The organism is Flavobacterium agri (assembly GCF_013401995.1).
GTDB classification, from domain to species: Bacteria; Bacteroidota; Bacteroidia; order Flavobacteriales; family Flavobacteriaceae; genus Flavobacterium; species Flavobacterium agri.
The window spans coordinates 289051-313451 of the sequence record NZ_JACBJI010000002.1; the positions used below are offsets into that span (position 1 = coordinate 289051).

The following is a 24401-nucleotide window of genomic DNA, read 5'->3' on the forward strand; positions in this document are numbered from 1 at the left end:
CGACGACATGAATTGGGAAATACTTGAAACCGAAAGGATGCAACTGCGCATTTTGACACCCGAGAAATACTTGGAAATCTTCGCCCAACCCGATGCCGAAATCATGCGGTCGCTTTTTCTCAAAGACAACGACGCACTCGAAAAAGAAAAGGAAAAACACCTCAAAGGGCGTTCGACCCACAAGCAATCGTTCGTGAATTTCCAGTTGCTCGACAAATCTGACGGGAAGTATTTGGGTGCTTGCGGCTTCCATACTTGGTTCGTCGATCACGCGCGGGCCGAAATAGGCTACCATATAGAAGATGAAAACATGAAAGGCCGTGGCTTTATGTCTGAAGCGATGGCGCAGATTCTGCAATACGGCTTCGAAACCATGGAGCTTCATCGCGTCGAAGCGCTTTTGAGTCCGAAGAACATTCCGTCTTTAAAGTTGGTACAGAAATTCGGGTTTACGCGCGAAGGGCTTTTGCGCGGGCACTATTTTACCGACGGCCAATTCGAGGATTCGTTATTTTTCTCGCTTCTCAAGCATGAATTCCATCGGGTCGATCAAAAAACCAACGTCGCCAAATAATCGAGAAGGTCGGTGACTTCCTCTTCGGAATTGTAACTGTGCAGGCAAATCCTGAGTCGTTCCTGACCTTGAGGAACGGTTGGCGAAAGGATCGCTTTCACGCCAAAACCCTTTTGCTGCAATTTGTCGGCGACCTGTTTCACTTTTTCGTTTCCGGGAATGATCGCACATTGAATCGCCGATTTGCTGTACACGAACATCGGTTTGAGCGAAAGGCGGTTTTTCTCCTGATTGAAATGCGCAATGATTTGGGAAAGTCGATAAACGTTTACAGACGCTTCCAAACGTTTATAAGCGGTTAGGATCGTCGCTACGGAATGTGGCGGAAGCGCCGTGGTGTAAATAAAGCTACGCGAGAAATTCACAAGGTAATCACACAGTTTTTTCGATCCGAGAATGGCCGAGCCGTGACATCCCAAGCCTTTTCCGAACGTCATGAGCCTTGCGAAAAATTCGTGTTGCAAACCCAGTTGTTGTACCAATCCGGAGCCGTTTTCGCCAAAAACGCCAAGCGCGTGCGCCTCGTCTATAACCAGCAGGCCATTGTGTTTTTTCGAGATGCGGCACAATTCCTCGAGGTTTGGAGAATCTCCGTCCATAGAAAATACCGATTCGGTGACGATGTAGATATCCGATTGTGGCGATTGGAATTTTTCGATGAGTTTTTCGAGTTCTTCCAAATCGTTATGCGTGAACTTGAACGACTTGGCGCGCGACAAACCAATGCCGTCACGGATCGAGGCGTGACACAGTTCGTCGTACAGGATGATATCGCTGCGCTGGGGCACGCAACTGAAAAAACCGATGTTCGCGTCATAGCCGGAATTAAAAATAAGTGCCGATTCGCTGTCGTGGAATTCTGCGATAAAAGTCTCGGCTTCGTCATAAATCGCATGGTTTCCCGAAATGAGGCGCGAACCCGTAGATCCGTTTACAAACGTTTGTTTTCGTTTAAGGAATTCATGCGTCTCTTCCAAGATTTCTTTTGAACGCGCAAAACCGATGTAGTCGTTCGAGTAAAAGTCTACCGCGAAATCGGGAGAAGACAAAATGCGCAACGCGTTTTCGTGCTCGCGTTTTTCGAGCCGTTCGAGAAGTTTCTTCGGGAAATCCATGATGTAAAAATAATCAAATGCCCGTAAGCGGGAAAGCAGGTGTATTAGCCCCGAAGCGTGAATTAGCCTTTTGAAGGAAACCGCCATTTTTTGTCGCGAAAGGCGGGCGACCGCAGAAAGCCCCGCTAGTCGCGAAACAAAAAACGCGGTTTACAAGAAAGCTAAGAGCAAGCGAAGGATTGGCTACAAAAATAATTAATAAAAGATTTTTGATAAATAATTATTGTTATTCGATAATTTATATATCTTTGACCCAACCAAAAACCAATAACATGAGAAAGCTTACCATTTTGAAAACCTGTCTGGATTTCTTTTTCTTTTTCGGAATCCTCGCATTTGCCGCATCTTTGATTTTCGTGCCGATGGCGGTTTTCAGCGACGATTCTATGGACATGAAAGTGAACGGAAGAGAGATCGTCGTTGACAATTGGGGCGCGCGTGCCCTTCTTGTTTGCTGGCTCGTTGCCACAGCGTTGTTCGTAAAGGCGATCCAATTGCTGAGAAGAAACGTTTACGCGTTCATAAGACATGAGATTTTTACCGACGACGTCATCAAGAACTTCAACCGTATCGGGATTTGCCTGTTGGTTTCGACATTTATTATCGGCGTTCCTTCGTTCGTTTACGGCGCGATTTTCAAGCAACGCGCAGGGTTGGAACTTGAAGTAGGGAGTTTCGATTCTGGAATTTTGTCTATAGCTTTGGCGTTGTTTTTTATGGTTTTGGGCGAGGTGTTCAAAATTGCGAAACATTTGAAAGAAGAAAATGAATTGACACTTTAATGCCGATAGTAATCAACGTAGACGTCATGTTGGCCAAGCGCAAGATGCGTTCCAACGAACTCGCCGACCGTATCGGGATGACCACGGCCAACCTGTCCATTCTCAAAACGGGAAAGGCCAAGGCGATCCGTTTTTCTACGCTCGAGGCGATTTGCGAAGTGTTGCAATGCCAGCCGGCCGACATACTCGAATATATTCCTGAACCCAAAAACGATTCCGATGAAAGCTAAAACCGCTGTCCTTTTATTGATTCTGGCCTGTCTGATCATGGTCGGGGCCGCCTTCCTCAAAATCCAGCACGTTGCCAATGCCGAGTATTTCCTGACGTTCGCGCTTTTGTTCCAGGTTGGTGTTTTCTGTTATATCGCGTACCGAAGTTTGTCGGGCAAAAACGGAAAATCCTGATTTTAACATAAAATCGCATTTCGTATCTTTCGCAAAAACAGCCATTTATGGATACGGTTTGTAAAAATTGCGACCTAGAATTAAAACCGGAATTTGCTCATTGCCCCAATTGCGGGCAGAAATCCGACTTGCATCGACTGAGCCTGCACGAAGTCGGCCATGAAACCATCCATTATTTTACACATGCCGACAAGGGCATTTTCCAATTGGTCCGCGATTTGGTCGTCAAAGGCGGGACCGTTGCGCGCGAATTCGTTCTGGGCAAACGCAAAAAATATTTTCCTCCATTGAATTTCTTTTTGTTGGTAGCCGCCTTATACGTTTTCGCCTCGCATGTCAGCTATGTCAGGCAAACCCATGACGTGCGAAAAGAACATCCTGAAATCGCAAAAATCGAAGATCCGGTTACACGAGAGAAGACATACATGGCTTATGAAAGGCAAAGAGTCGGGATAGAATTTGCGATTTATTATGGCAATTATGCGCTCATGCTCACGTTGCCGTTCGCGGCTTTTGTGTTGTGGTTGATGTATAGAAAAAATGTTTTCAACTACACCGAGCATCTCGTTGCAAACATGTACATGTGGGGATTTTGCATGCTACTGAGCTCAGTTTCGATTCTTTTAGGGCATTATTTCCTTCATTACGACGCGAACATTGGCTTTATGATTTTCCTGTTGTTCCAGATTTGCTATTTCACGTGGTTTTACAAGCGTTTTCTTCAAAAATCGGGATTTTGGCCAACGGCTAAACTTGTTTTGGGAAGCGTGCTTGCAATCAGTTCTTGGTTCGTCGTTTTAGGTCTCGGAGTGACGGTTTACATCATGATTGGAATGTTCTAATAACAATCCATCTTGATCTGTCCGTTAGCCTGGAAATGGCTCAACGGTTTTTTGAGTTCGCTTTCGCAGATTTTAGAAAGTAGCTCGAGTACGTTGTTCTGCATCGCAAGCGATCCGCAAATCATCACGTTTCCGTTGTTTTTTAGCACCGAAGCGACAAAGCCTGAATCCTTTTCAAGTAAATCTTTCACGTATTGTTTTTCTCCGTGGCGCGAATAGGCCAGGTGCAGGCGCGTCAGTTTTCGTTTGGCGGTTTGTTTGTCGATGAACGCACGATACGGCTCAAACGACCGTTTTTCGCGGAATCCGCAGTACAAATGACATTCGTGTTTGGCGTCGTTTTCGTCTATCATGCCCAAGAATGGTGCGATTCCGGTTCCGTTCGAGATCAGCACGGTTTGCTTGGCGTTCGGATCGAAATGGAATGGGTCGTTCGCAACGATTCTTGCTTCGATGGTTTGTTCGATTTCCAAATCGTATAAAAACGTCGAACCGAGACCGAATTCGTGTCTTTTGATGCTAAGTTGTACGAGATTCGCGACTTTTCCGACAGAATATTGACGTTCGCGGTGGTCGTTGGCCGGATACACATTGAGCAAGTCGCCCGATCGGAACGCTTTTTTCTTTTTGGGTTCGAATTTGACAAGGAACGAACCGTCGATTTCGCATTCGGTTTTTTCGACAACCCTGAATTTCTGCAGTTTCTTGGGTTTCGCTTTCGCGGATTCCAGATCGAGTTCCAGATCGATTCCGGCCTTGTTCGACCATTCGGAAGCCCATTCGGAAAAAGCCTCGATCGATTTGTCGTTCACCGTCCTGATTTCAAGGAAAGCATTAAGGTTTTCTTCGAGCGACATACGGTTGTACAAATCGTAAGCGAACTGGCAAAAATCGGGATAGGCGTGCGACCCGAATCCTACTATAGAAAAATGGACGGGTTGTGTTTGCGTGTGCTTTTCTATCGCCGCCAGCGCTTTTTTGGCATTCGTCGGAGCTTCGCCGTTTCCGTACGTCGCAGTAATCACGATAATGTGCTTGGCCGATTCGAAAGTTTGGTAATCGTTGAGTTCGGCAAAGAAAGAAGACTGTCCTTTTTTGAGCAGGCTTTCGTGAAACGCTTTGGCGAATCGCATAGTGCTTCCATTTTCCGATCCCGCGAGAACGATGAATTCCGCTTGTTCTGCTTTGAATTTATTTCGCGTTTTTGCGCTTCGCCTTTTGAGCGTCATCGCAAACCCCGAGTAAATAAAAAACAAGATGTTTATCGATGCCACGGCAAGCACGAGAGCCCAAATTATGTTCGCGCGTCCCGTGTGGAGGTCGAGGCTTAAATCGACGTAATTTTTGATTGAAGGCGATAAGTTCTCGGCCAGGATTTCGCCCGTAAACTGGTTCACGATTATTTCACGATCGTGCAGCTTTACCGTAAAAGCGTCCTCGATGTCGTCCGAAAAAGGGAATTCGACCGAAACAACATCCGACAGTTTTGTTTTTTGGAACGTCCCGAATTCATGAATCTTTATTTTCGGCTCCGATTTGACATTGTCGTAATCGATCTGCAATTTGGTTTCCGGTTTTTCGAAAACCTCAAATTCGTTGAATGTGAGGAAAACACCCGTAACCGAAATGATCAGGATCGGAATCAGCCACAACCTTCCGAAAATCACGTGATAGAACTGAAAACCGTTTTCCCGCACGACTTTCGAAAAGAACTTCGAGAGTTTTCGTTGGCGTTTGATCACCAAAATACTTCCCGTAAGCGCGATCAGGAACAGCAAAAAAGCCGTCAGTCCCATAAAGAAACGACCCAATCCGTGCAGGAAAAGCGAGCGGTGCAACGTGGTCACGAATTGGAAGAACTCGTTGTCGTTTTCGGCATTCCCGATAGATTTTCCGGTTTTCGGATCGAGGTAGATCTTCAGGCTTTGGCCGTCTTCGGGGATTACGTTGGCTTGTACGAAACGGTTTTTCTCGATTTTGATTTCGATCACTTCGTCGTAATTCTTCTGGGCGTTCGCAATGGTTTCGGCCAACGTGATTTGGTCGAGATTGCGCAATGCATACGGCTTTAAACTATCCGAAACGGGTTCGAACGCTAAAATAAGCCCCGTAATCGAAGCGAGTAGAATAAAAAGGAAAGAAGATACGGCCAAAGCGAGATGGCTGTATCTCCAGATCGAAATCGTCATACTTTAAAAATTTGCCACGGATTTCACGAATCATACGAATTGGTGAAATTTGTGGCTAAAATTAATTATTCGGTGCCAATCGCACGTAACGGATGTAGTTCGTGCCTTCTACTTTACCTGAAACGTTTTCTGTCGTAAGCGGCACTTCGAGGTCTTTGACGTTGTACTTCTGGTTTTCGACGGCGGCCTCAAAACGCAACGTATAACCCGCATCTACTTTATCCGATTCGATCTCGATCACGTTCACGCTGCGGTCGCCACCGGCCATCGACGCTCCGGTAATCGCGCTGATGTTCTGCTTTTTCGCTTTTTGGAATTTCCACCATTCTTTCAAATCGGGATACCATTTTTTGTCACGGCCCAAAACGTAAAGCGTCTGTTCGTATTCGCCTTTCGGATTTACCAAAGAAACCACGATGTACGCGCCTTCGCCGGGATAATTCGACATTTGGACCATGCATTTGTACTTGTCCGCTTTTTGTGCGTTTGCCGATGTGACTGCCAGAAATGCAATCGCGAAAATTTTAAAAACGTTTTTCATTATTTGAGGAAATCGATGGCTATCTTGTTTTGTTTCAAGGCTTCGTTTTCGGAAGCGAGATCGTAGGCGGTTTCGGCCATATCGGTCTTTTCATCGGTTTTGGCACCGATGGATACGAGGTATTTGAGCATCTCGTCGTTCTTCGAAATCATCGCGGCTTTGTGTAAGGCCGTCATGCCTTCGGCGTTTTTCATATTGACGTCGATTCCCAAACCTTGGGCGCGTTTGATCAGATCGAGGTTGTTTTTGGCCACCGCGATATGGAGAAGTGTGTTGCCGTTTTTCGATTTCGAATTCAAGTCAAAACCTTTCGATTGCAATGCTTTGAGTTTGGTGTCGAATTCCGCTGGCTTTTTCGGATTGTATGATTGGGCGAGGTAATAGGTGAGGTTGTTTCCGTCGATGTCGACTATTTTCGTATCCGCGCCTTTTTCAAGCAAAAGACCGACGATTTCGGGAGAGTTCGATTGAACCGCCATCGACAAAGCCGATTGTCCTTTTGCATTTCTAGCGTTGATGTCTTTTGTTTTTTCGGCAAGCATTTTGACCAAGACCACATCCGGATTTGCCGCCGACGCATACATCAGAACATTATTTCCGTCTTTGTTGGTTTGGTTCACATCGACGCCTTTAGAAAGGAAATACGCGATGATTTCGGCTTGTTTTTCTTTGCGTACGATGAAGTGCAACGCGTTCTCGCCGTTCTTGCCGATCGCTGTCGGTTTGACGCCTTTCGACTCTAAAAACTGATACGTTTCAAGTGTATTTGTGTTCGATCGCGTGCCTTGTGCGGCCATGATCATCGCGTTGTCGGAAAACTTAAGCCCTTTCTTGAGTAGGTTTTCCATGATGTCGCGGTTGCCGTTTTTGGAGACGTAATTGAGGATGCCGTTTCCGTTCGCGTCGGTGCTTTTCAAGTCGATTCCTTTGGATGAAAAGTAGTCGATAAGCGTCATGTCTTTGGCAGAACCCGAAGCCAAAAGCAAAGCATTCGCTCCGTCATGGTCGAGATCTTTCTTGAGGTTCGCACCGAATTTGAGGCATAAGTCGTACACTTTCGTATTCGTTTGCCCGGTCGAGGCCGCGAAATTCATGATGGTGTAGCCGTGATCTTCGATGATGTCGGTCTTGGCGCCGTTCTTCTGCAAATATTCCATCAAATCGGTATTTCCGACGTAAGCAGCCCAAAAAATATAGGTACGTCCGTCGTGCGTGATTTTATTGGCGCCGTTTTCGGATTTCGAAAGCAGGTATTTGACGGTCGCATCGGGTGCTTTTTCGATGATCGCGTAAACCGTGGCGTCGAATGCGTTTGCGTTCAATTGCGTTGCGTCGTTGCCTTTCTGTTCGTCAGATTTTACGGTTTCTACAGATGGCGCGGCTTTCCAGTAATTTCTGTCGTGGAAAACATTTTGGGCGTTAAGCGCGATGCTGAAAAGCGAAAAGGCGAAGAGAAGAATAGATTTGGAATTCATATGGGATTTTTTCTGATGCGCAAAATTAAGCAGAATGATTCTAAATAAATAGTCGCAAATCATAAAATCAAGCCGAAAGCCAATAAAAAAGCCGGAACTAAGTCCGGCTTCTGCTTTATAAGGAATCGTTTAGTCTACCAAAACGATTACTTTATTGTCGTTCATTTCGATGGTTCCCGAATTGATCGCCAAAGTGTACGTCTTCTCGTCTACTTTGTGGAACTTGGCCGCCACTTCTTTCGCGAAATGGAAGCTGTTCGCCGCGATCTTCACATCGCCTTGCTTCAAGATCGAAACGATAGGCGCGTGGTGGTTCAATATCTGGAAACTTCCGTCAACGCCCGGCAAGGTTACGGCTGTAACTTCACCTGAGAAAAGCGTCGCTTCGGGAGAAATAATATCTAACGTCATAGTTTGAATTATGAGTTATGAATTATAAATTATGAATTGGCACAGACGCATAATTCATAATTCATAATTCATAATTATTATTAGGCTTCAGCCAACATTTTCTGACCAGCCTCGATAGCGTCCTCGATGGTTCCTTTCAAGTTGAAAGCCGCTTCTGGCAAGTGATCCAATTCACCGTCGATGATCATGTTGAATCCTTTGATGGTGTCTTTGATGTCTACCAAAACGCCCGGGATACCTGTAAACTGCTCGGCCACGTGGAACGGCTGAGACAAGAAACGTTGAACACGACGGGCGCGTGATACGGCTAGTTTGTCTTCTTCAGACAATTCTTCCATACCAAGGATCGCGATGATATCCTGAAGCTGCTTGTATTTTTGAAGGATTTCTTTCACGCGTTGTGCGCAAGCGTAGTGCTCGTCGCCCAAGATTTGCGGCGTAAGGATACGTGAAGTCGAATCTAGTGGATCAACCGCAGGATAGATACCAAGCTCGGCGATCTTACGAGACAATACTGTTGTTGCATCCAAGTGGGCAAACGTCGTTGCCGGCGCCGGGTCGGTCAAGTCATCCGCAGGAACGTAAACCGCCTGTACAGATGTGATCGATCCTTTATTTGTAGAGGTGATACGCTCTTGCATCGCACCCATTTCCGTAGCAAGTGTCGGTTGGTAACCTACCGCAGATGGCATACGGCCAAGTAGAGCCGATACCTCAGAACCAGCCTGTGTAAAGCGGAAGATGTTGTCAACGAAGAAAAGTACGTCTTTTCCTTGGTCTGAACCAGCTCCGTCACGGAAGTACTCAGCGATAGAAAGTCCTGAAAGCGCAACACGTGCACGTGCTCCAGGCGGCTCGTTCATCTGACCGAATACGAATGTCGCTTTAGAGTCGCGCATTCCGACTTTGTTCACTTTGGTCAAATCCCAACCTCCATTTTCCATAGAGTGCATGAATTCTTCACCGTATTTGATAATACCTGATTCAAGCATCTCACGTAGCAAATCGTTTCCTTCACGTGTTCTTTCACCTACTCCGGCGAATACCGAAAGACCACCGTGACCTTTTGCAATGTTGTTGATCAATTCCTGGATCAATACCGTCTTACCCACACCGGCACCTCCGAAGAGACCGATTTTTCCACCTTTTGCATAAGGCTCGATAAGGTCGATAACTTTGATACCCGTGAAAAGAACTTCTGTCGAAGTAGAAAGATCTTCGAAACGAGGAGCCGGACGGTGAATCGAGATTCCGTTTTCTCCGTCGCGTGGCAAATCGCCAAGACCGTCAATCGCATCTCCGATTACGTTGAAAAGGCGTCCGTAAACATCCGGGCCGATCGGCATCTTGATCGGGTTACCTGTTCCAACAACTTCATAACCGCGGCTCAAACCGTCAGTCGAGTCCATCGAAATCGTACGCACCGTATTTTCACCGATGTGCGACTGGACTTCAAGCACCAAAAGCGTTCCGTCCGCTTTTTTGATTTCGAGTGAATCGTAAATTTTTGGGAGTTCTACATCGCCGCTGAACACTACGTCAACTACCGGTCCGATGATCTGCGCAACTTTTCCTGTTATTTTCGACATTGCTTATGTATTTATTAAATAGCCGTTTAGGTTTTCTAAAAGACCTTATTTTTTTCGAGTGCAAAGATAGTTTTTTAAAATAGCAAGTCAATAGGTGAACAGCGAAAAAAACGGTTAAAATTGAGGATTGTCGACAACATGTAAATTCTTACTGAATTTTCCACAAAAGAAAAGAACCATCTCTCGCGAAACGGCTCTTCTCGTCATTGGTTAGATTATTACGGAAGCAACACAGGATACTGGATCTGGTAATCGCCCAAATCGGCTCCTTTGAAGTTCGACCCGTATGTCGCATTGATGGCTTCGAGGAATCGGTTCGCGATTAATGCATAACCTCTTGCACTTGGGTGGATGCCGTCCAAAGAGAAAGCACCGCCTGTGACATAACTCGTGGTCATATGATAATTTCCGAAGCGGATTCCGCCGTTGAGCAACTGGTTCAACGTGGCTTTCGAATCGAAAAGAGCCAAACCGTGAGCCGATGCCGCGCCTTCGATCGTGATGTTATAAGCATCGGTGGCCACACGCACTTCGCCGGCCTCGGCATTGGTCAAAACCGCAGCATCCTGAAGCGGATACGTCACGCCGACCGTATTGAAAGGAGCCGGGACACCCGCTTGAGTCGTTCCGATGATGTTACGTGTCGGAAGCAAAATGAAATCGCGGAACGTTCCGTCTGCCGATTTTTTCGCATGACGCGCCTGTCCGTAAAGGTTGCCCATCAAGGTCGCTTGAGGTCCCGGAACGCCGCCGAGCATGAGTGCTCCCGTGATTTGGGCCGAATAATTCGTAAGGTTTTGGTCTACGATCAAAAGCGGATTCGTAGAACCGGCCGCAACAAGATTGATGCGATCGCCTTCGCCCAAAGCCGTCAAAATTTGCTTAAGCGGACCCAAAAGCTGAGTATTCAAAGTCGTCGCTGTAGTCGCATCAAGAGGAACCGGGTTGTAAGGAACCGTCGTAAAGAATGGCAACGTGTTCACATAAGGCAAATTTCCGACAGCGCCTTTTGCGCCGTTTGCGGTCAATCCGTCGATCATGGAATTGTAGACGTTGTCGAATACGGTCGGATCGGTGATGTCGTTTCCGCCGTAAGTCGCCGGATTGAAATTACCCGTTTGATTCGTTCCCGTACCACCCGAAGTCGCATATGCGAGTACGTCGTTTCCGCCAATCCACAAAGTGAAAAAGGTCGGATTCTGAGCCAAAGCGTCGCTAAAAGGGGAAGCCGTTGCCGAAGAAGCAAAACGTCCGAAATACGGGTTCAAAGTTCCGTAACCGGCCGCTCCCAAATGGAAACTTTTCGCTCCCGGAACGCCAAAATTGTTGAAAGGACCCGCAACGGTAGTTCCGAAAACCGTTCCCGAAACTCCGGGAACATTCGCCGGACCTGTGCCGTTGAAGTACAGACGCGTCGGGAACGCTGAAATCTGGACGCCGCCCATAGAAAATCCGCCGACATTATCCACCATCAACGGTTGGGCAAACGAACCACCGCCCGCCAAAGCGAATTGGGAAGCGATGATGTTCGGATAGGAATTCTCCTGTCCTTTCTTGAACAAGGCATTGTCGCTGTAACCTGCGGCGAACGAATCGCCCAAAGCCACATATTTGGAAAGGTCGGCAGAACCGGCCGTAATCGGTTCGTCGACGGTAGATGCGCTATCATCGTCGCTGCAGGCCGCCAACGTCAGCGATGCCAATACCAGCCATTTGAAATTTCGTATCATCATATATTTTTTTAGCGATTAGTATTAAGGATTGATGGTGATCTGCGCATACCATTGTTGCCCGATCATACCGGCTCCGATAACCTGGATATAGTCTTCTCCGAACAAATTGGCCGCACCGACTTTGAACATGGTTTTCCATTTCGGGATCGTATAGCTGATTTGGGCGTCGATAACCGAATTCTCGGGAACTACTCCATCGGCGAAAGAACCTTGGTATAAATATTCGTCAGACCAGCGATAGTTGAAACTGAATCCAAGTCCTTTGTAGATGTTAGGGCTCGAAACGTAAGCTTTCACACGGTGTTTCGGCGTATTGAAACCAGGAATGAAGCTGGGGTCTTCTTTTTCGTCGTATTCGAATTCGGCATAGTTGTAATTCGCTCCGAGTTCAAGCGTCTTGAAGAATTTTTTCGAAAGTCCGACACCAAAACCAAGAGAAGTCACTTCGGTTCTCGAATTCGTGTACACCTGATACACGCGGCGGTCGCCGAAACCAAGCGCCTGATAACCGAGTTGGACGTTAGGATCTGAAGAATCCGTGCCAACGACCCCATAATACGGTGTGATGACGCGCGATTGGTTCAGGAAATCATTGTAAAGGTTGTAGTATCCGTTGATGTCTACCGAAATATCGTTGTTGATGACCGCGCGATAACCGGCCTCGAATGCCTGTACGCGCTCGGGTTTTACCAATCCGATTTTAGCGACCTGAAGATCGGCCGGGTTTCCGGAAGCGGCAAATGCCTGAACCGAAGCCAGCGTATACGAATTGTTGTAAGCGTCAACACCGCTCAACGTTACCGAAGAAGGTTGTCCTGCGGCTTGTCCTGCGGCAGAAACAGGCAATGTTTCTACATAACGGGTCAAATTGTCCGGCGCCGAACCGATGAGTGCGAAAGGCCCGAGGTCAAGCCCGATATACTGGTCTTGAGTGGTCGGGTTGCGGAAACCGGTTTGGTATGAAATACGGAAGTTGTGTTCCTTGTGATCTCCGGCCGAATAGACAGCTGCAATCCTTGGGGAAACGAATCCGTCGAAGTTCTGGCTTTTGTCGTAACGCAGCGATCCGGTAAGTTTCAAACGATCGGTGGGATTTCCGATGGCCTGGACGTAAGCACCGTATTCGTCATAACGAAGCACTCCGTCGTAATCGGTAAAGATAGTTCCTTGTGAATCCAAAGCATATTGGCGGAATGAACCTCCAACCATCACTTCTACGACTTTAAGTAATTCCTTGAAGTTGTAATTTCCGTCTACGTGATACAATTTTGAATTGTCGAGGAATTTTGCCCCACGAGTCAAATCGGGATTGTTCGTCACCGTATTCAAAGCGGCCTTGAATTCTGGAGTTCCCGGAATAAGACGAGGATTTCCGTGTGGTGTCAAAGGCAATGCGGGCAAACCGTTCACAGGCGATGTGTTGTCGTTGTAATCGGCGAACTTACGTGCATAAATCCCAGCTTGTTGAGCATCCAGACCGTAGAATGCCGATCCCAACTGGAAAGCTGTCGCATAATCGGTAAACCAGCCCGTATCCGATTTGGCGGCGCGGTTCACGTTCCACGCGGCAAAACGCATGTCGTAAGAATCGCCCGCACTTTCCGAAGTCATGTATCCGCGAAGGAAGAAATTGCGGTTTCTCACCTCGACGCGCACTTGATTCATAAGGAAATTCTTGAGCGCATAACGGTTCGCACCTTGGTAGATCGTAGTTCCCAAACCGACTTTCTCCTGAAGGATGATTTCGAAATCGTTCGCAAACGGTTTGAAATGAAGTGAAATGTCGGCTTTGACGCTTTCGATCTTGTTGTTGTTGAGGTCTTTTTCAGCATAACCGGTACGGCTTACCTGCCCGACGTTCGGGATAAAAGTCGTCACCTCGTCACCGTAAAAATTGAGCCCGTCGTAATTCTGGTTGATGTCGTGCCCGACTCCGCCCGTAGTCATGCTGCGCTCATCTGCGGCGATCCATTCGGTGGCGCGCAGGTAAGTGAAGTTGATTTTTCCGGCGAAATGTTTCGAGAAAGCGGTAGCGGCGCGGAATCCGAAGTCGTAATAATCGTTCGTTCCTGCGGCGTCCTGATAAGTTTTCCCATATTTGAAATACGTGCTGATGCCTTGGTTGGTAAACGGACTTTTACTGTTCATGAACAAAATCCCGTTGAATGCGTTCGCTCCGTAAAGTGCCGAAGACGCGCCCGGAAGCAATTCGACGCTGGCTACATCGAGCTCGGACAATCCGACGAGGTTACCCAAAACAAAGTTGAGCGCCGGAGACGAGTTGTCCATACCGTCTACAAGTTGTAGAAAACGGGTGTTGGCTACGGTTGCGAATCCACGCGTGTTGATCGATTTGAACGACAAACTGCTCGTGTTGAAATGCACTTCTTTGAGGTTTTCCAATCCGTCGTAGAACGTTGGCGCAGAAGTGTTCTTGACCTGTGCGGCGGTCATGCGTTCGATGGTAACCGGCGACTGCATTACGCGTTCCGGTGTTCTCGAAGCCGAAACCACGATTTCTTCAAGCTTGGTCTCTTCACCGACCAAGCTGACGTTTACCGTCTGGTTGGCCGAGGTTACGTTTACGGTTTGTGCCGTGTAGCTGACCATGCTGATTTCGACGGTAAACGGTGGTTTTTTGGAAACGGTCAGCGAGAATTTCCCGTCGGCGTCTGAAACCGTTGCCGCGGAATCTCCCGTAACTTTGATGTTGGCGCCAGGTACCGGAAGTCCGGTTCCCGATTCGCTAACAGTTCCTGAAATCGTCGTTTGGGCGTAGGTCATTCCACAAAACAACAATGACAAAATGAACAGATAGATTTTCATTTGGTTTGAATTTTCTTGGATTAGTATCACCAATGTACAATAAATCGCGCATTCTCAAAAACAGCCGTTTTATTTTCGCGAATCCTTAAAAAAGGTGTAAGTGTTTTACCTATTCGTTAACTAAATTATTTTTTGTGTTTTCATTAACATTTTGAAAAAAGCACGTAAAAAACATTATGCGTGCATATAAAATTATATTTTCCGTAAAAATGAGGGTTGGCGAAATTTTACAAAAAAAGCAGGCTTTTGGGCCTGCTTCGTATCTATATAAAAGATGTAATTTATTCTACGGTAACCGATTTAGCCAAATTTCGAGGCTGGTCTACGTTGCATCCGCGCATCACGGCAATGTGGTACGACAACAACTGCAACGGAATCGTGGTCAATAGAGGTGAAAGCGCATCCGACGTATCGGGAACTTCGATCACGTAATCGGCGAGTTCGCGAACCTGTACGTCACCTTTGGTCACCACGGCGATGATTTTACCGCTGCGCGACTTGATTTCCTGGATGTTGCTCACCACTTTATCATAATGTCCTTGTTTTGGAGCGATCACAACTACCGGCATCAACTCATCGATCAATGCGATCGGGCCGTGCTTCATTTCGGCAGCCGGATAACCCTCGGCGTGGATGTATGAAATCTCTTTAAGCTTCAAAGCGCCTTCGAGAGCGACCGGGAAGTTGTATCCGCGACCCAAGTAAAGACAGTTCGGTGCATCCTTGAATTTCTCGGCAATGGTTTTGCTGACGTCGTTCGTAGCGAGGGCTTCGGTCACTTTTTCAGGAATGACCTCGAGTTCCTGCAAGTAGCGATGGAAGTCAGAATTGCTCAACGTTCCTTTCGCTTTCGCAAGACGCAACGCGATCATCGTCAAAACGGTGATTTGTGTCGTGAATGCTTTTGTGGAAGCGACCCCGATTTCAGGACCGGCATGCGTATAAGCTCCGGCGTGTGTCTCGCGTGAAATCGACGATCCGACCACGTTGCAGACACCGAAAACAAACGCGCCTTTTTCTTTGGCAAGCTTGATGGCGGCCAACGTATCGGCAGTTTCACCCGATTGCGAGATGGCGATCAGCACATCTCCTTTATTGATGATAGGATTTCTGTATCGGAATTCGGAAGCGTATTCCACTTCGACCGGAATCCTTGTGAATTCTTCGAAAATATATTCGGCTACCAAACCGGCATGCCAAGACGTTCCGCAGGCTACGATAAGGATGCGGTCGGCGTTTAGGAATTTCTCGAGATTGTCTTCTACGCCCGCCATCTGGATGATGCCTTCGTTGGCGTGTAGACGTCCGCGGTACGTGTCCTTGATCACGTTCGGCTGCTCGTAGATTTCCTTGAGCATGAAATGGTCGTATCCGCCTTTCTCGATTTGCTCAAGATTCATCTGAAGTTCCTGGACATAAGGATCGACAAGCGTATCATCTTTGATTTTACGGACTTTCAAAGGTTTGTCTTTGCGAACGATCGCCATTTCCTCATCTTCGAGATAGATCGCGTTTGACGTGTATTCGATGAATGGAGACGCATCCGAAGCTATGAAAAACTCGTCTTTCCCGATACCGATGGCAAGCGGGCTTCCCAAACGCGCCACGACGATTTCGTCTGGACGTTGTTTGTCGAAAACGCAGATCGCATAAGCGCCGACGACTTGGTTAAGCGCGATTTGCACGGCTTTTCCGAGTTTTACGTCTTCGTTCTTTTTGACTTCTTCGATAAGGTTTACCAATACTTCTGTATCGGTATCCGACTTGAATGTATACCCGCGTTTGATGAGCTCTTTTTTCAAAGGCTCGTAGTTTTCTATGATCCCGTTGTGGATGATCGCAAGATTGCCCGAGTTGGAAAGGTGCGGGTGCGAATTCACGTCGTTTGGTACACCGTGAGTGGCCCAACGCGTGTGTCCCATACCGATGTTCCCGCTAAGGGAAATCTCCTTTTCGGCTCTTTCTTCTAGGTCGGAAACTTTTCCTTTCGTTTTGGAAAGTTTTAGTTCTCCCTCGTCAAAAATCATCGCTCCGGCGCTGTCATAGCCTCGGTATTCCAATCTTTTGAGCCCTTTTATGATAATCGGATAGGCTTCCCGATTACCGATATATCCAACAATTCCACACATAATTTGTCTATTTTTTAATGGATTGGAGACCTTTTTAGTTGCCGTCCACTTCGTCTGGTTTGGTGTAATAGATTACAAGTTTAAGCCTTTCTTCGACAACTTCGCTGTTCACGCCGTGCAAAACTACTCCGAACGGATGCATGACCGATGCTCTCGGAAGCTTGTTGTAAGTAGACGTACTGTTGTCTGGCTCTACGATAGAAATCGGATTTTTGAGCCTTGCCATCGAGTTTTCAAGTATGTTTTCTGATACGGAAAGTCCGAGCCTTACATCTGTACTGTCCGGTTCGTTGATAAGTCCGCGGATGTAATTCGTAAGACGTACCTTATAAAAGAACTTGTACTGATTCGTTCCGGCAATTTTGGCCGAGTCAAGAATACCGCCAAAAACGGACTTACTGTATTTGGTGTCGCCGTTTGTAGAACCGTCGAAATTATAATCTACCGTAGATTGCCCATGTGTCATATCGTACAGGTAAATGCGCCTTGGTTTGGTTGCGCCTTGCATGGCCGCTTCATCTACGTGGAAAACCAGGCTCGCTTCATTTACTTTAAGCGAGTCATGTACCATTTGGGCTCTTTCTTCGGCCGTTAGGATGTCGATAGTAGAAAGGAAGCCTTGCCCGCCTTTGACAACCAATCGATTGGATGGAAGTGCGGGTGTGTTCTCGTAATTGAGCAAACTTACCGAATTTCCGGTAAGATTCAATTTGAGTTCGAACCTGCGGGCTACCGTAGTGCTCGTGCCGTTAGCGGTTGTGGTGATGTTGCGTCTGTAGTACAACGTGACGACCCCTTTCGAGAAATTCATCATATTTAAAACGCCTTTTGCCGTACTCGGATTCGACACCTTAAAATAAAGCCCTCGGAAGTAATTCTTAAAAACGTTGTTGTTGGTAAGCATGCCCTCGGGAGCCTCAAGAATTTTGGTTTTGAAGAAAGCCTTATCGAGCGTCATATACATTCCCGGCGTTTGCCTGATCACCGTATGGTCTTCTTCGGTTACGTTGGTGTTGTATTTGTTTTGTTTGATTTCGGTGTTTTTGAAGAAGAACGCGGTGTTGTCTGTCGGATCTGTCGAATTGTTGACTTGGGCCGAACCGGCGTTCGCGCTTTCAATTACCGGACTCATATCGTTGTAATAAATCTGGTCTTCAGGCTCGTTTCCTACCACTTCCTGACTGCGTAGGAAATATTTGTTTTCGTAGATTTTGAGATCGAGAGTTGTATTTCTATTGCCAAAAATCGAATCAAGCGAATAAATCTTGTCTCCGTCCGATTCGGTTTCCTCAAGCTTAGAAAAATAAGGAACGTAAAGGCGTACCGAGTCAATGTCGATAAGATCGTCCAATGTCGGGTTCACCGCTGCCAATTCCACTTGAGTGACGAAATTTGCCGTAGTTCGTCCAAAATGGTCGTCTTCATAAATCCCAAAAGGGACCAAGCTCAATCCGTTGGTCTGGACCGGGCCTGTGGCATAGGAAGCCGCCGAAATCGAATAATCGTCCTTTTTAAGGAAATCATAATGATCATCGCCAATGATATCGGTGCCGATTTCATTGTAGTCCTTGTCGCAGGAAACCAAGGTTAAAGCAGTAGCGAAAAACAGTACAGTCTTAAGGAATTTTGAACTCATAAATACGTGAGAAGGGTTATAAAACCGCCTGCTTATAGAAATTCGTATAGGCTTGGGCAAAGGTTTCTTTCGGCGCGAAAGGTAGAAAAGGTTTACCCGAAGATTCTATAAATTTTGTTAAACTTGGAGACAGGTTTTCAGACCCTATAATCACTGCGTCAGAGTGCATTATAGAAGCCTTGAGGATGTTTTCATAGTCGGGTGTCTCAAGGTAGGAGACCGACTCTTCCGGGATGTCGTCGAACATGACTTTTTTGATCATATCCGGATCCAGAGTGCCTTCGAAACCGGTGGCATACACCGAAGTCACGATCTTGGTGTGGGCAAACAACGCCTCGTCCTTATAATAATGTTTCATGTAAATCGGAAGCATGGCCGCCATCCAACCGTGAACGTGGATGATATCGGGAACCCAATTGAGTTTCTTGACGGTTTCCACGACGCCTTTCGCGAAGAAAATCGAACGCTCATCATTATCGGGATAAAGATTACCATCTTCGTCCGTAAAGGTGGCTTTGCGTTTGAAATACTCGTCGTTGTCGATAAAATAGACCTGGATGCGCTCTTTCGGAATCGATGCTACTTTAATGATAAGCGGCATGTCGAGATCGTTTACCACTAAATTCATCCCCGAAAGCCGTATCACTTCATGCAACTGGTGCCTTCTCTCATTAATATTTCCGTAACGCGGCATGAAGATGCGGATTTGTCCTCCTTGATCGTTGATCATTTTCGGAACGTCATATGACATCAAAGACACTTCATTTTCAGCAAGATACGGAACAACTTCAGATGATACGTATAATATCCTCTTATCCTCCATAGGGTAATCTCTTTTTCTTTAGGCAATAAAAAACAGGCAAAACTACGAAATTTTATGCTATTATTAACAAAAGTGATAATTTTGCGCCGCTTTTAATCTCTCATTCCAATGCTGATTTTCGATAATCAGATGGGTCTTGCGGCTCACTTGAATTCTTTACGGACGCCGAAACCCACTACCGGCTTTGTCCCGACGATGGGCGCTTTGCACGCGGGGCATCTTTCGTTGCTTTCCCAATCGGTTGACGATAACGACATTACGGTGATCAGTATTTTCGTGAATCCGACGCAATTCAACAATCCCGAAGATCTTAAAAAGTATCCGCGTACGCTTGCGGCCGATGTAGAAAAGGTGAAATCTGTCAGTGCCGACATTATAGTTTTCGCGCCGTCCGTATCAGATATTTACGGCGATAATCCGATTTCGCGCCATTTCGATTTCGACGGATTGGAAAACCAGATGGAAGGCAAGTTCCGTCCCGGACATTTTGACGGTGTCGGCACTATCGTCAAACGTCTTTTCGAGATCGTGGAACCGACAAATGCGTATTTCGGAGAGAAGGACTTTCAGCAGTTGCAAATCGTTCGCAAACTCGTTTCCAAATACGAAATCCCCGTAAACATTGTGCTTTGCCCAATTTTCCGCGAATCCAACGGATTGGCGATGAGCTCGCGCAACGAACGCCTTTCACCCGAAACAAGGCAAAAAGCCGCTGTCATATACAAATCGTTACAAGCTGCCAAACAGCACTTTGGCACGAAATCTGTCAGCGAGTTGCGCGACATCGTAAAAGGCGTTTTGTCTGCCGAAAAAGAATTCGAGCTCGAGTATTTCGAGGTCGCCGACGAGAAAACGCTCGTCCCGGTCGAAAAAACGGAAAATAACGAGAAATATCGCGCTTTCATTGCGGTATTCGCAAACGATGTGCGTTTAATAGATACCATTTCATTAAATTAATTACCTTTGCCCCATGCAAGTACAGGTTGTTAAATCGAAGATCCACCGCGTTACCGTAACCGGAGCCGATCTCAATTACATCGGAAGCATCACCATCGACGAGGCGCTTATGGAAGCCGCCAACATCATCGAAGGCGAAAAGGTTTCGATCGTGAACATCAACAATGGCGAGCGACTTGAAACGTACGCCATCAAAGGAAACCGCAACAGCGGCGAAATCACCTTGAACGGACCGGCCGCGCGCAAGGTTCAGAGAGGCGATATCATCATCATCATCTCTTACGGGATTCTCGATTTCGAAGAAGCCAAATCGTTCAAACCGAGCCTCGTTTTCCCTAACGAGAAAGACAATACCCTTACATAATCTTGAAACAAAAGATAAGTAAATTCCTCTCCATCGTGCTTCCTATAGCATTGGGGATTTATCTTATCATTTATATGTATCAGGGTTTTACGCCCGAAGAGATCGATGAAATCCGCTCGTATTTTCGCGACGCCAACTATTCCTATATCGTGCTTGGCGCTTTCATTGCCGTTTTGGGCAACCTTTCGAGAGCGTACAGATGGAAATATCCACTGGAACAGATGGGTTACAAAATCTCCGTCGTGAACAGTTTTCTGGCAATCAACATCTGTTATCTGATGAATCTCGCCGTGCCCAAATCTGGTGAAGTAAGCCGGGCGGTCATTCTCAGAAAATACGATGAAGTGCCGTTTGATAAAGGTTTCGGAACAATCGTAGCCGAACGCTTGCTCGATTTAATCATCCTTTTCGGATTCATGGTTCTGGCTTTTTTCCTGCAGTTCGACATCGTGAAGGCGTTTGTGCTTGACCAGATTCCTCTGAACAATCTTTTGGTTTATGGAGGAATCGCTTTCGGATGTTGCATGGTCGCGCTATGGATTTATCTCTACTCGAGTAACAAGTATATCCTGTTGCTCAAGGAAAAGATTTCGGGACTCAAGGAAGGCCTGTTCAGCATTCTTAAAATGGAGAAGAAATGGCAGTTCATCGGTCATACCGTTTTCATATGGGCGTCGTATCTGCTTACTTTTTATACGACGATGTACGTGTTTCCGCAAACCGCGGTGCTGTCATTCGGGGCGGCGATTTCGGCTTTCGTGGTCGGAAGCATCGCCATCGCGTTCACCAATTCCGGCTTCGGATCTTACCCGTTCCTTATTTCGCAAATCCTTGTGTTTTACGCAATCGACAAACCGATCGGCACCGCTTTCGGATGGATCGTCTGGTCGTCTCAGTTCATCGTCGTTCTCGTTTTCGGTGTCGCGTCGTTTCTGCTTTTGCCAGTGTTGAATCGCAAAAAAGCCTAATTTAGCCGGCACAATCCTCACCGTGTTCCAGGCGTTCAAAAATTACATATCCGACCATATTCAAGTAAGCGACGATGACTTCGATTTCATTGAGTCGTTTGCCGTGTTCAGGAAACTGCGCAAAAAACAATATTTGCTGCAGCAAGGCGATGTGTGCCGATACAACTGTTTTATCGCCAAAGGTTTGATGCGGACGTATTCGGTAGACGACAAAGGAACCGAACACATCATCCGTTTTGCGATGGAGAATTGGTGGATCAGCGATCGCGAGAGTCTTGCGACGGCACAACCGACGAAGTTCAACATAGACGCCATCGAGGATTCCGAACTTATCCTGTTCGAGAAAAATGACTTCGAACAGATCTGCGAAAAAATCCCGGCCTTCAGCAAAATGATTGCCGATATCCTCAATCGCGGCTTTATCGTGAACCAGAATCGCATCCACGAAGCCATCAGCAGCACGGCCGAAGAACGCTATCAAAACTTCGTAAAGCGCTATCCGGGTTTCGCACTGCGCGTGCCCCAAGCCATGATCGCGTCTTATTTGGGCATCAAACCCGAAACGTTAAGCCGGTTGCGCAATCCCAAAACCAAATCGTGACACTTGACATTTGTCAATTTTTTTCTTGATAAACATCATCGTTTTTGCTTGACCGCGTGGCGCAACTTTGCCATGTCGACGGAACGAACCGCGACACTTAAAAAGCAAAGATCATGTCACATAAATTAGAAAACAAAGTAGCCGTGATAACCGGTGCAACCAGCGGAATGGCTTTGGCGACCGCAAAACTTTTCGTAGAGCAAGGCGCTTACGTGTTCATTACCGGAAGACGTCAGGAGCAACTCGACGCCGCCGTCAAGGAAATCGGTAAAAACGTAACCGGAGTACAAGCCGATTCAGGCAATTTAGCCGATTTGGATCGTTTGTACGACATCGTCAAAACACAAAAAGGCCGCATCGACGTGCTTTACGCAAGTGCAGGCGTCGGCGATTTCGGCGTACCGATCGATGCCGTAACCGCAGACGTATACGACAAGACGTTCGACGTAAACGTCAAAGGAACGATCTTTACGGTGCAAAAAGCGCTTCCGTTGCTTTCGGAAGGTGCTTCGATCATCATGACCGGTTCGATAGCGAGCGTCAAAGCCCTTCCCGGAATGAGCGTTTACAGCGCGAGCAAAGCCGCAGTCCGTTCTTTTGCACGCACTTGGACACTTGAATTGCAGCCGCGCAAGATCCGCGTCAACGTGATCAGCCCAGGCTCTATCGACACGGCGACTTTTGACGGCGTACCCGAAGAAGTAAAAGATTCGTTCGTCGAAAGGATCCCGATGGGACGTTTCGGCACTTCCGAAGAAATCGCGAACGCCGCACTGTTTTTGGCGTCTTCAGATTCCACTTACATCACGGGAATCGAATTGTTTGTAGACGGAGGTCTTGCCCAAATCTGAATCCGGACTCATGGAACGAGGAAAAATCAGCATGAGCATCGCGTTCGCTGCGTCTGAAAATCCCGATCCTTTGGCCACACTTTAAAGGCGTTAGGCCTCGGCACCGAAGTTTTTTGTAGTCCGGGGCAAAACGCTTTTGAAGTTTTACCCGGCGTCTTGCTTGAGTTTTATGCCGATTCCTGCGGTATGCCTGACTATTTGAAATCGGGTGTATTGATTACTTTGACGGTCGAAGATTTAGATCAAGCCGTGCAAGTCGCGATTCAAAATGGAGCGAAAGTGTTGTTCTTTTTTTCAAACGATCCAAACGATTACGGTGCATGTCATCTGCGCCTCAAAAACGGTATGGTAATGGGGTTTTTACAAAGACGCAAAACCGCGATGGAGTGAAATAATTTCCTATCTTGGGCGTGCCAAACACAAGAACCATGAGATATTTTTTACCCATCATCGCTTTTCTATTTTGTGCCCCTTTCGCTTCTGCGCAAAACACCGTGATCGATTCGGTTACGTCTAAAAAACTCAATGAAGTGCGCGAAATCAGCATTGCGCTTCCGCCTTCATACAAAAAAGACAAAGACCGCAAATTCCCGCTTCTGATTTTGCTCGATGGCGAATACCTCATGCCTGCGTTTACCGGAGCGCTCGATTACGGCGCATATTGGGAAGATATTCCGGAAATGATCGTGGTCGGCATCAGCCAAAACAAGAACAACGAACGCGACACAGATTGTACATACGATAAGGAAACCGGTCTTCCAGAAGGAAAAGGCAACAACTTTTTCGATTTTATAGGAACCGAATTAGTGCCGTCGATCGAAAAGAAATACCGCGTCGCGCCTTTGAAACTCATCGCCGGTCACGACATTACAGCCGGTTTTGCCCATTATTTTTTATATAAGGATTTCCCGGTTTTCGACGGATACATCATGTTGAGCCCAGATTATCCGACGGGAATGGAAGAACAAATTCCCGAAAGGCTTGAAAAAGTGCAGAAACCGATTTGGTATTACCATTGTACGGCCGATGGCGACGTCAAGAAAATGGCGACCCGCATCCGAAAAGTGGATGAAACGGCCAAAACGATCAAACGCGAAGGATTGAGATACCGTTTCGACGACTTCAAAGGCGCTTCGCATTATTCGCTGGTTTTGTATGCGATCCCGAATGCTTTGTACGAATTCTTCTCGTTCTATCAGCCGATATCGTCTAACGAATTCAACGAAAAGATCGTTAAGCTCGAGCAAGGCTATGCGCAATATCTCGCCGACAAATACGAGATGATCGAGAAATCGATGGGCATGAAAATGAAGATCCGCCTCAACGATTTCAAAGCGATCGAAGCGGCCATTGTCAAAAACAAAGCGTATAACGAATACGACCTATTGGCGCAGCTTGCCGAAAAGAACTACCCGCGCACCATGCTCGCCGATTACGAAATGGCCCAAATGTACGAACGCAAAGGCGACAATGCCAAAGCGATAAAATCGTATATGCGCGCTTATCAGATGGAAGAAATCGGAGATCTTACCAAAGACATGATGATCAATAAAGCCGACGAGCTTAAACGACAGTAAATTTTTTCGGATA

23 protein-coding genes are annotated in these 24401 nt (G+C 46.9%); 12 read left to right on the top strand and 11 right to left on the bottom strand.

From position 1 onward, the window contains the following. The first annotated feature begins 7 nt into the window (after nt 1-7). Complete coding sequence (locus HZF10_RS05345; RefSeq protein WP_176005150.1) at nt 8-574, top strand: GNAT family N-acetyltransferase; 567 nt, start codon at nt 8-10, stop codon at nt 572-574. Here the strand turns inward: HZF10_RS05345 and HZF10_RS05350 are convergent. Further along, nucleotides 550-1689 carry an aminotransferase class I/II-fold pyridoxal phosphate-dependent enzyme gene (locus HZF10_RS05350; protein ID WP_176005151.1) on the bottom strand — a complete coding sequence of 380 codons (1140 nt, stop codon included), beginning with the start codon at nt 1687-1689 and terminating at the stop codon, nt 550-552. The genes HZF10_RS05345 and HZF10_RS05350 overlap by 25 nt on opposite strands. Before the next feature lie 272 nt (nt 1690-1961). Here HZF10_RS05350 and HZF10_RS05355 point away from each other — a divergent pair, with 272 nt between their 5' ends. The 4 genes from HZF10_RS05355 to HZF10_RS05370 all read left to right on the top strand — a co-directional run bounded on the left by HZF10_RS05355 (nt 1962) and on the right by HZF10_RS05370 (nt 3718). Next, nucleotides 1962-2471 carry a DUF2975 domain-containing protein gene (locus HZF10_RS05355; protein WP_176005152.1) on the top strand — a complete coding sequence of 170 codons (510 nt, stop codon included), beginning with the start codon at nt 1962-1964 and terminating at the stop codon, nt 2469-2471. Continuing rightward, a complete protein-coding gene (locus tag HZF10_RS05360) occupies nt 2471-2701 on the top strand; it encodes a helix-turn-helix domain-containing protein (RefSeq protein WP_176005153.1) in 231 nt (76 codons plus the stop codon). Before HZF10_RS05355 ends, HZF10_RS05360 begins: the two co-directional genes overlap by 1 nt. Further along, a complete protein-coding gene (locus HZF10_RS05365; RefSeq protein WP_176005154.1) occupies nt 2691-2876 on the top strand; it encodes a GldL-related protein in 186 nt (61 codons plus the stop codon). The genes HZF10_RS05360 and HZF10_RS05365 overlap by 11 nt, the downstream gene beginning before the upstream one ends. Before the next feature lie 128 nt (nt 2877-3004). Continuing rightward, on the top strand, nt 3005-3718 hold the full coding sequence (locus HZF10_RS05370) for a DUF3667 domain-containing protein (protein WP_176005155.1): 714 nt from the start codon (nt 3005-3007) through the stop codon (nt 3716-3718). On the opposite strand, the gene HZF10_RS05375 is transcribed toward HZF10_RS05370, so the two are convergent. The 10 genes from HZF10_RS05375 to HZF10_RS05420 form a co-directional block, all read right to left on the bottom strand. Next, nucleotides 3715-5907 carry a PepSY domain-containing protein gene (locus HZF10_RS05375; protein WP_176005156.1) on the bottom strand — a complete coding sequence of 731 codons (2193 nt, stop codon included), beginning with the start codon at nt 5905-5907 and terminating at the stop codon, nt 3715-3717. The genes HZF10_RS05370 and HZF10_RS05375 overlap by 4 nt on opposite strands. Before the next feature lie 61 nt (nt 5908-5968). Next, nucleotides 5969-6448: a DUF2271 domain-containing protein gene (locus HZF10_RS05380; RefSeq protein WP_176005157.1), complete on the bottom strand. Its 480-nt coding sequence runs from the start codon at nt 6446-6448 to the stop codon at nt 5969-5971. Beyond that, a complete protein-coding gene (locus HZF10_RS05385; protein ID WP_176005158.1) occupies nt 6448-7923 on the bottom strand; it encodes an ankyrin repeat domain-containing protein in 1476 nt (491 codons plus the stop codon). The genes HZF10_RS05380 and HZF10_RS05385 overlap by 1 nt, the downstream gene beginning before the upstream one ends. Before the next feature lie 129 nt (nt 7924-8052). After that, nucleotides 8053-8334, bottom strand: a complete 282-nt coding sequence (locus HZF10_RS05390) for a F0F1 ATP synthase subunit delta/epsilon (RefSeq protein WP_176005159.1) — start codon at nt 8332-8334, stop codon at nt 8053-8055. An 80-nt stretch (nt 8335-8414) separates the two neighbouring features. Beyond that, nucleotides 8415-9923: a F0F1 ATP synthase subunit beta gene (atpD, locus tag HZF10_RS05395; RefSeq protein WP_176005160.1), complete on the bottom strand. Its 1509-nt coding sequence runs from the start codon at nt 9921-9923 to the stop codon at nt 8415-8417. Nucleotides 9924-10141: 218 nt separating this feature from the next. After that, the gene (locus tag HZF10_RS05400) at nt 10142-11653 is read right to left on the bottom strand and encodes an SGNH/GDSL hydrolase family protein (protein WP_176005365.1); all 1512 of its coding nucleotides are present in this window, start codon (nt 11651-11653) and stop codon (nt 10142-10144) included. Nucleotides 11654-11677: 24 nt separating this feature from the next. Further along, nucleotides 11678-14482 (bottom strand): TonB-dependent receptor, encoded by a 2805-nt coding sequence (locus HZF10_RS05405; protein ID WP_176005161.1) that lies wholly within the window; start codon nt 14480-14482, stop codon nt 11678-11680. A 281-nt stretch (nt 14483-14763) separates the two neighbouring features. Further along, on the bottom strand, nt 14764-16611 hold the full coding sequence (glmS, locus tag HZF10_RS05410; RefSeq protein ID WP_176005162.1) for a glutamine--fructose-6-phosphate transaminase (isomerizing): 1848 nt from the start codon (nt 16609-16611) through the stop codon (nt 14764-14766). 34 nt (nt 16612-16645) lie between these two features. Further along, complete coding sequence (bamH, locus tag HZF10_RS05415; RefSeq protein WP_176005163.1) at nt 16646-18247, bottom strand: BamH family beta-barrel-assembly machinery protein; 1602 nt, start codon at nt 18245-18247, stop codon at nt 16646-16648. Between the two features lie 16 nt (nt 18248-18263). After that, nucleotides 18264-19070 (bottom strand): glycogen/starch synthase, encoded by an 807-nt coding sequence (locus HZF10_RS05420; RefSeq protein ID WP_176005164.1) that lies wholly within the window; start codon nt 19068-19070, stop codon nt 18264-18266. A 108-nt stretch (nt 19071-19178) separates the two neighbouring features. Here HZF10_RS05420 and panC point away from each other — a divergent pair, with 108 nt between their 5' ends. The 7 genes from panC (at nt 19179) to HZF10_RS05455 (ending at nt 24388) form a co-directional block, all read left to right on the top strand. Then, nucleotides 19179-20027, top strand: a complete 849-nt coding sequence (panC, locus tag HZF10_RS05425) for a pantoate--beta-alanine ligase (protein WP_176005165.1) — start codon at nt 19179-19181, stop codon at nt 20025-20027. 13 nt (nt 20028-20040) lie between these two features. Continuing rightward, the gene (gene panD, locus HZF10_RS05430; RefSeq protein ID WP_176005166.1) at nt 20041-20391 is read left to right on the top strand and encodes an aspartate 1-decarboxylase; all 351 of its coding nucleotides are present in this window, start codon (nt 20041-20043) and stop codon (nt 20389-20391) included. Nucleotides 20392-20393: 2 nt separating this feature from the next. Next, nucleotides 20394-21359: a lysylphosphatidylglycerol synthase transmembrane domain-containing protein gene (locus HZF10_RS05435; RefSeq protein ID WP_176005167.1), complete on the top strand. Its 966-nt coding sequence runs from the start codon at nt 20394-20396 to the stop codon at nt 21357-21359. Nucleotides 21360-21381: 22 nt separating this feature from the next. After that, the gene (locus HZF10_RS05440; protein ID WP_176005168.1) at nt 21382-21960 is read left to right on the top strand and encodes a Crp/Fnr family transcriptional regulator; all 579 of its coding nucleotides are present in this window, start codon (nt 21382-21384) and stop codon (nt 21958-21960) included. A gap of 113 nt (nt 21961-22073) precedes the next feature. Beyond that, nucleotides 22074-22811, top strand: a complete 738-nt coding sequence (locus tag HZF10_RS05445; RefSeq protein ID WP_176005169.1) for an SDR family NAD(P)-dependent oxidoreductase — start codon at nt 22074-22076, stop codon at nt 22809-22811. A 186-nt stretch (nt 22812-22997) separates the two neighbouring features. After that, a complete protein-coding gene (locus tag HZF10_RS05450) occupies nt 22998-23201 on the top strand; it encodes a VOC family protein (protein ID WP_176005170.1) in 204 nt (67 codons plus the stop codon). A 38-nt stretch (nt 23202-23239) separates the two neighbouring features. Next, nucleotides 23240-24388, top strand: coding sequence for an alpha/beta hydrolase (locus HZF10_RS05455; protein WP_176005171.1), 1149 nt, complete (start codon nt 23240-23242; stop codon nt 24386-24388). Nucleotides 24389-24401 lie beyond the last annotated feature (13 nt).

What these genes read in the sequence shown, in the direction of transcription:
- HZF10_RS05360 (WP_176005153.1), top strand. Translation starts at nt 2,471, where the DNA reads ATGCCGATAGTAATCAACGTAGACGTCATGTTGGCCAAGCGCAAGATG.
- HZF10_RS05380 (WP_176005157.1), bottom strand. Translation starts at nt 6,448, where the DNA reads ATGAAAAACGTTTTTAAAATTTTCGCGATTGCATTTCTGGCAGTCACA.
- HZF10_RS05405 (WP_176005161.1), bottom strand. Translation starts at nt 14,482, where the DNA reads ATGAAAATCTATCTGTTCATTTTGTCATTGTTGTTTTGTGGAATGACC.
- HZF10_RS05365 (WP_176005154.1), top strand. Translation starts at nt 2,691, where the DNA reads ATGAAAGCTAAAACCGCTGTCCTTTTATTGATTCTGGCCTGTCTGATC.
- HZF10_RS05355 (WP_176005152.1), top strand. Translation starts at nt 1,962, where the DNA reads ATGAGAAAGCTTACCATTTTGAAAACCTGTCTGGATTTCTTTTTCTTT.
- HZF10_RS05385 (WP_176005158.1), bottom strand. Translation starts at nt 7,923, where the DNA reads ATGAATTCCAAATCTATTCTTCTCTTCGCCTTTTCGCTTTTCAGCATC.
- HZF10_RS05350 (WP_176005151.1), bottom strand. Translation starts at nt 1,689, where the DNA reads ATGGATTTCCCGAAGAAACTTCTCGAACGGCTCGAAAAACGCGAGCAC.
- glmS (WP_176005162.1), bottom strand. Translation starts at nt 16,611, where the DNA reads ATGTGTGGAATTGTTGGATATATCGGTAATCGGGAAGCCTATCCGATT.
- panC (WP_176005165.1), top strand. Translation starts at nt 19,179, where the DNA reads ATGCTGATTTTCGATAATCAGATGGGTCTTGCGGCTCACTTGAATTCT.
- HZF10_RS05400 (WP_176005365.1), bottom strand. Translation starts at nt 11,653, where the DNA reads ATGATACGAAATTTCAAATGGCTGGTATTGGCATCGCTGACGTTGGCG.
- HZF10_RS05445 (WP_176005169.1), top strand. Translation starts at nt 22,074, where the DNA reads ATGTCACATAAATTAGAAAACAAAGTAGCCGTGATAACCGGTGCAACC.
- HZF10_RS05375 (WP_176005156.1), bottom strand. Translation starts at nt 5,907, where the DNA reads ATGACGATTTCGATCTGGAGATACAGCCATCTCGCTTTGGCCGTATCT.
- HZF10_RS05455 (WP_176005171.1), top strand. Translation starts at nt 23,240, where the DNA reads ATGAGATATTTTTTACCCATCATCGCTTTTCTATTTTGTGCCCCTTTC.
- HZF10_RS05345 (WP_176005150.1), top strand. Translation starts at nt 8, where the DNA reads ATGAATTGGGAAATACTTGAAACCGAAAGGATGCAACTGCGCATTTTG.
- HZF10_RS05390 (WP_176005159.1), bottom strand. Translation starts at nt 8,334, where the DNA reads ATGACGTTAGATATTATTTCTCCCGAAGCGACGCTTTTCTCAGGTGAA.
- HZF10_RS05450 (WP_176005170.1), top strand. Translation starts at nt 22,998, where the DNA reads ATGCCTGACTATTTGAAATCGGGTGTATTGATTACTTTGACGGTCGAA.
- HZF10_RS05420 (WP_176005164.1), bottom strand. Translation starts at nt 19,070, where the DNA reads ATGGAGGATAAGAGGATATTATACGTATCATCTGAAGTTGTTCCGTAT.
- atpD (WP_176005160.1), bottom strand. Translation starts at nt 9,923, where the DNA reads ATGTCGAAAATAACAGGAAAAGTTGCGCAGATCATCGGACCGGTAGTT.
- bamH (WP_176005163.1), bottom strand. Translation starts at nt 18,247, where the DNA reads ATGAGTTCAAAATTCCTTAAGACTGTACTGTTTTTCGCTACTGCTTTA.
- panD (WP_176005166.1), top strand. Translation starts at nt 20,041, where the DNA reads ATGCAAGTACAGGTTGTTAAATCGAAGATCCACCGCGTTACCGTAACC.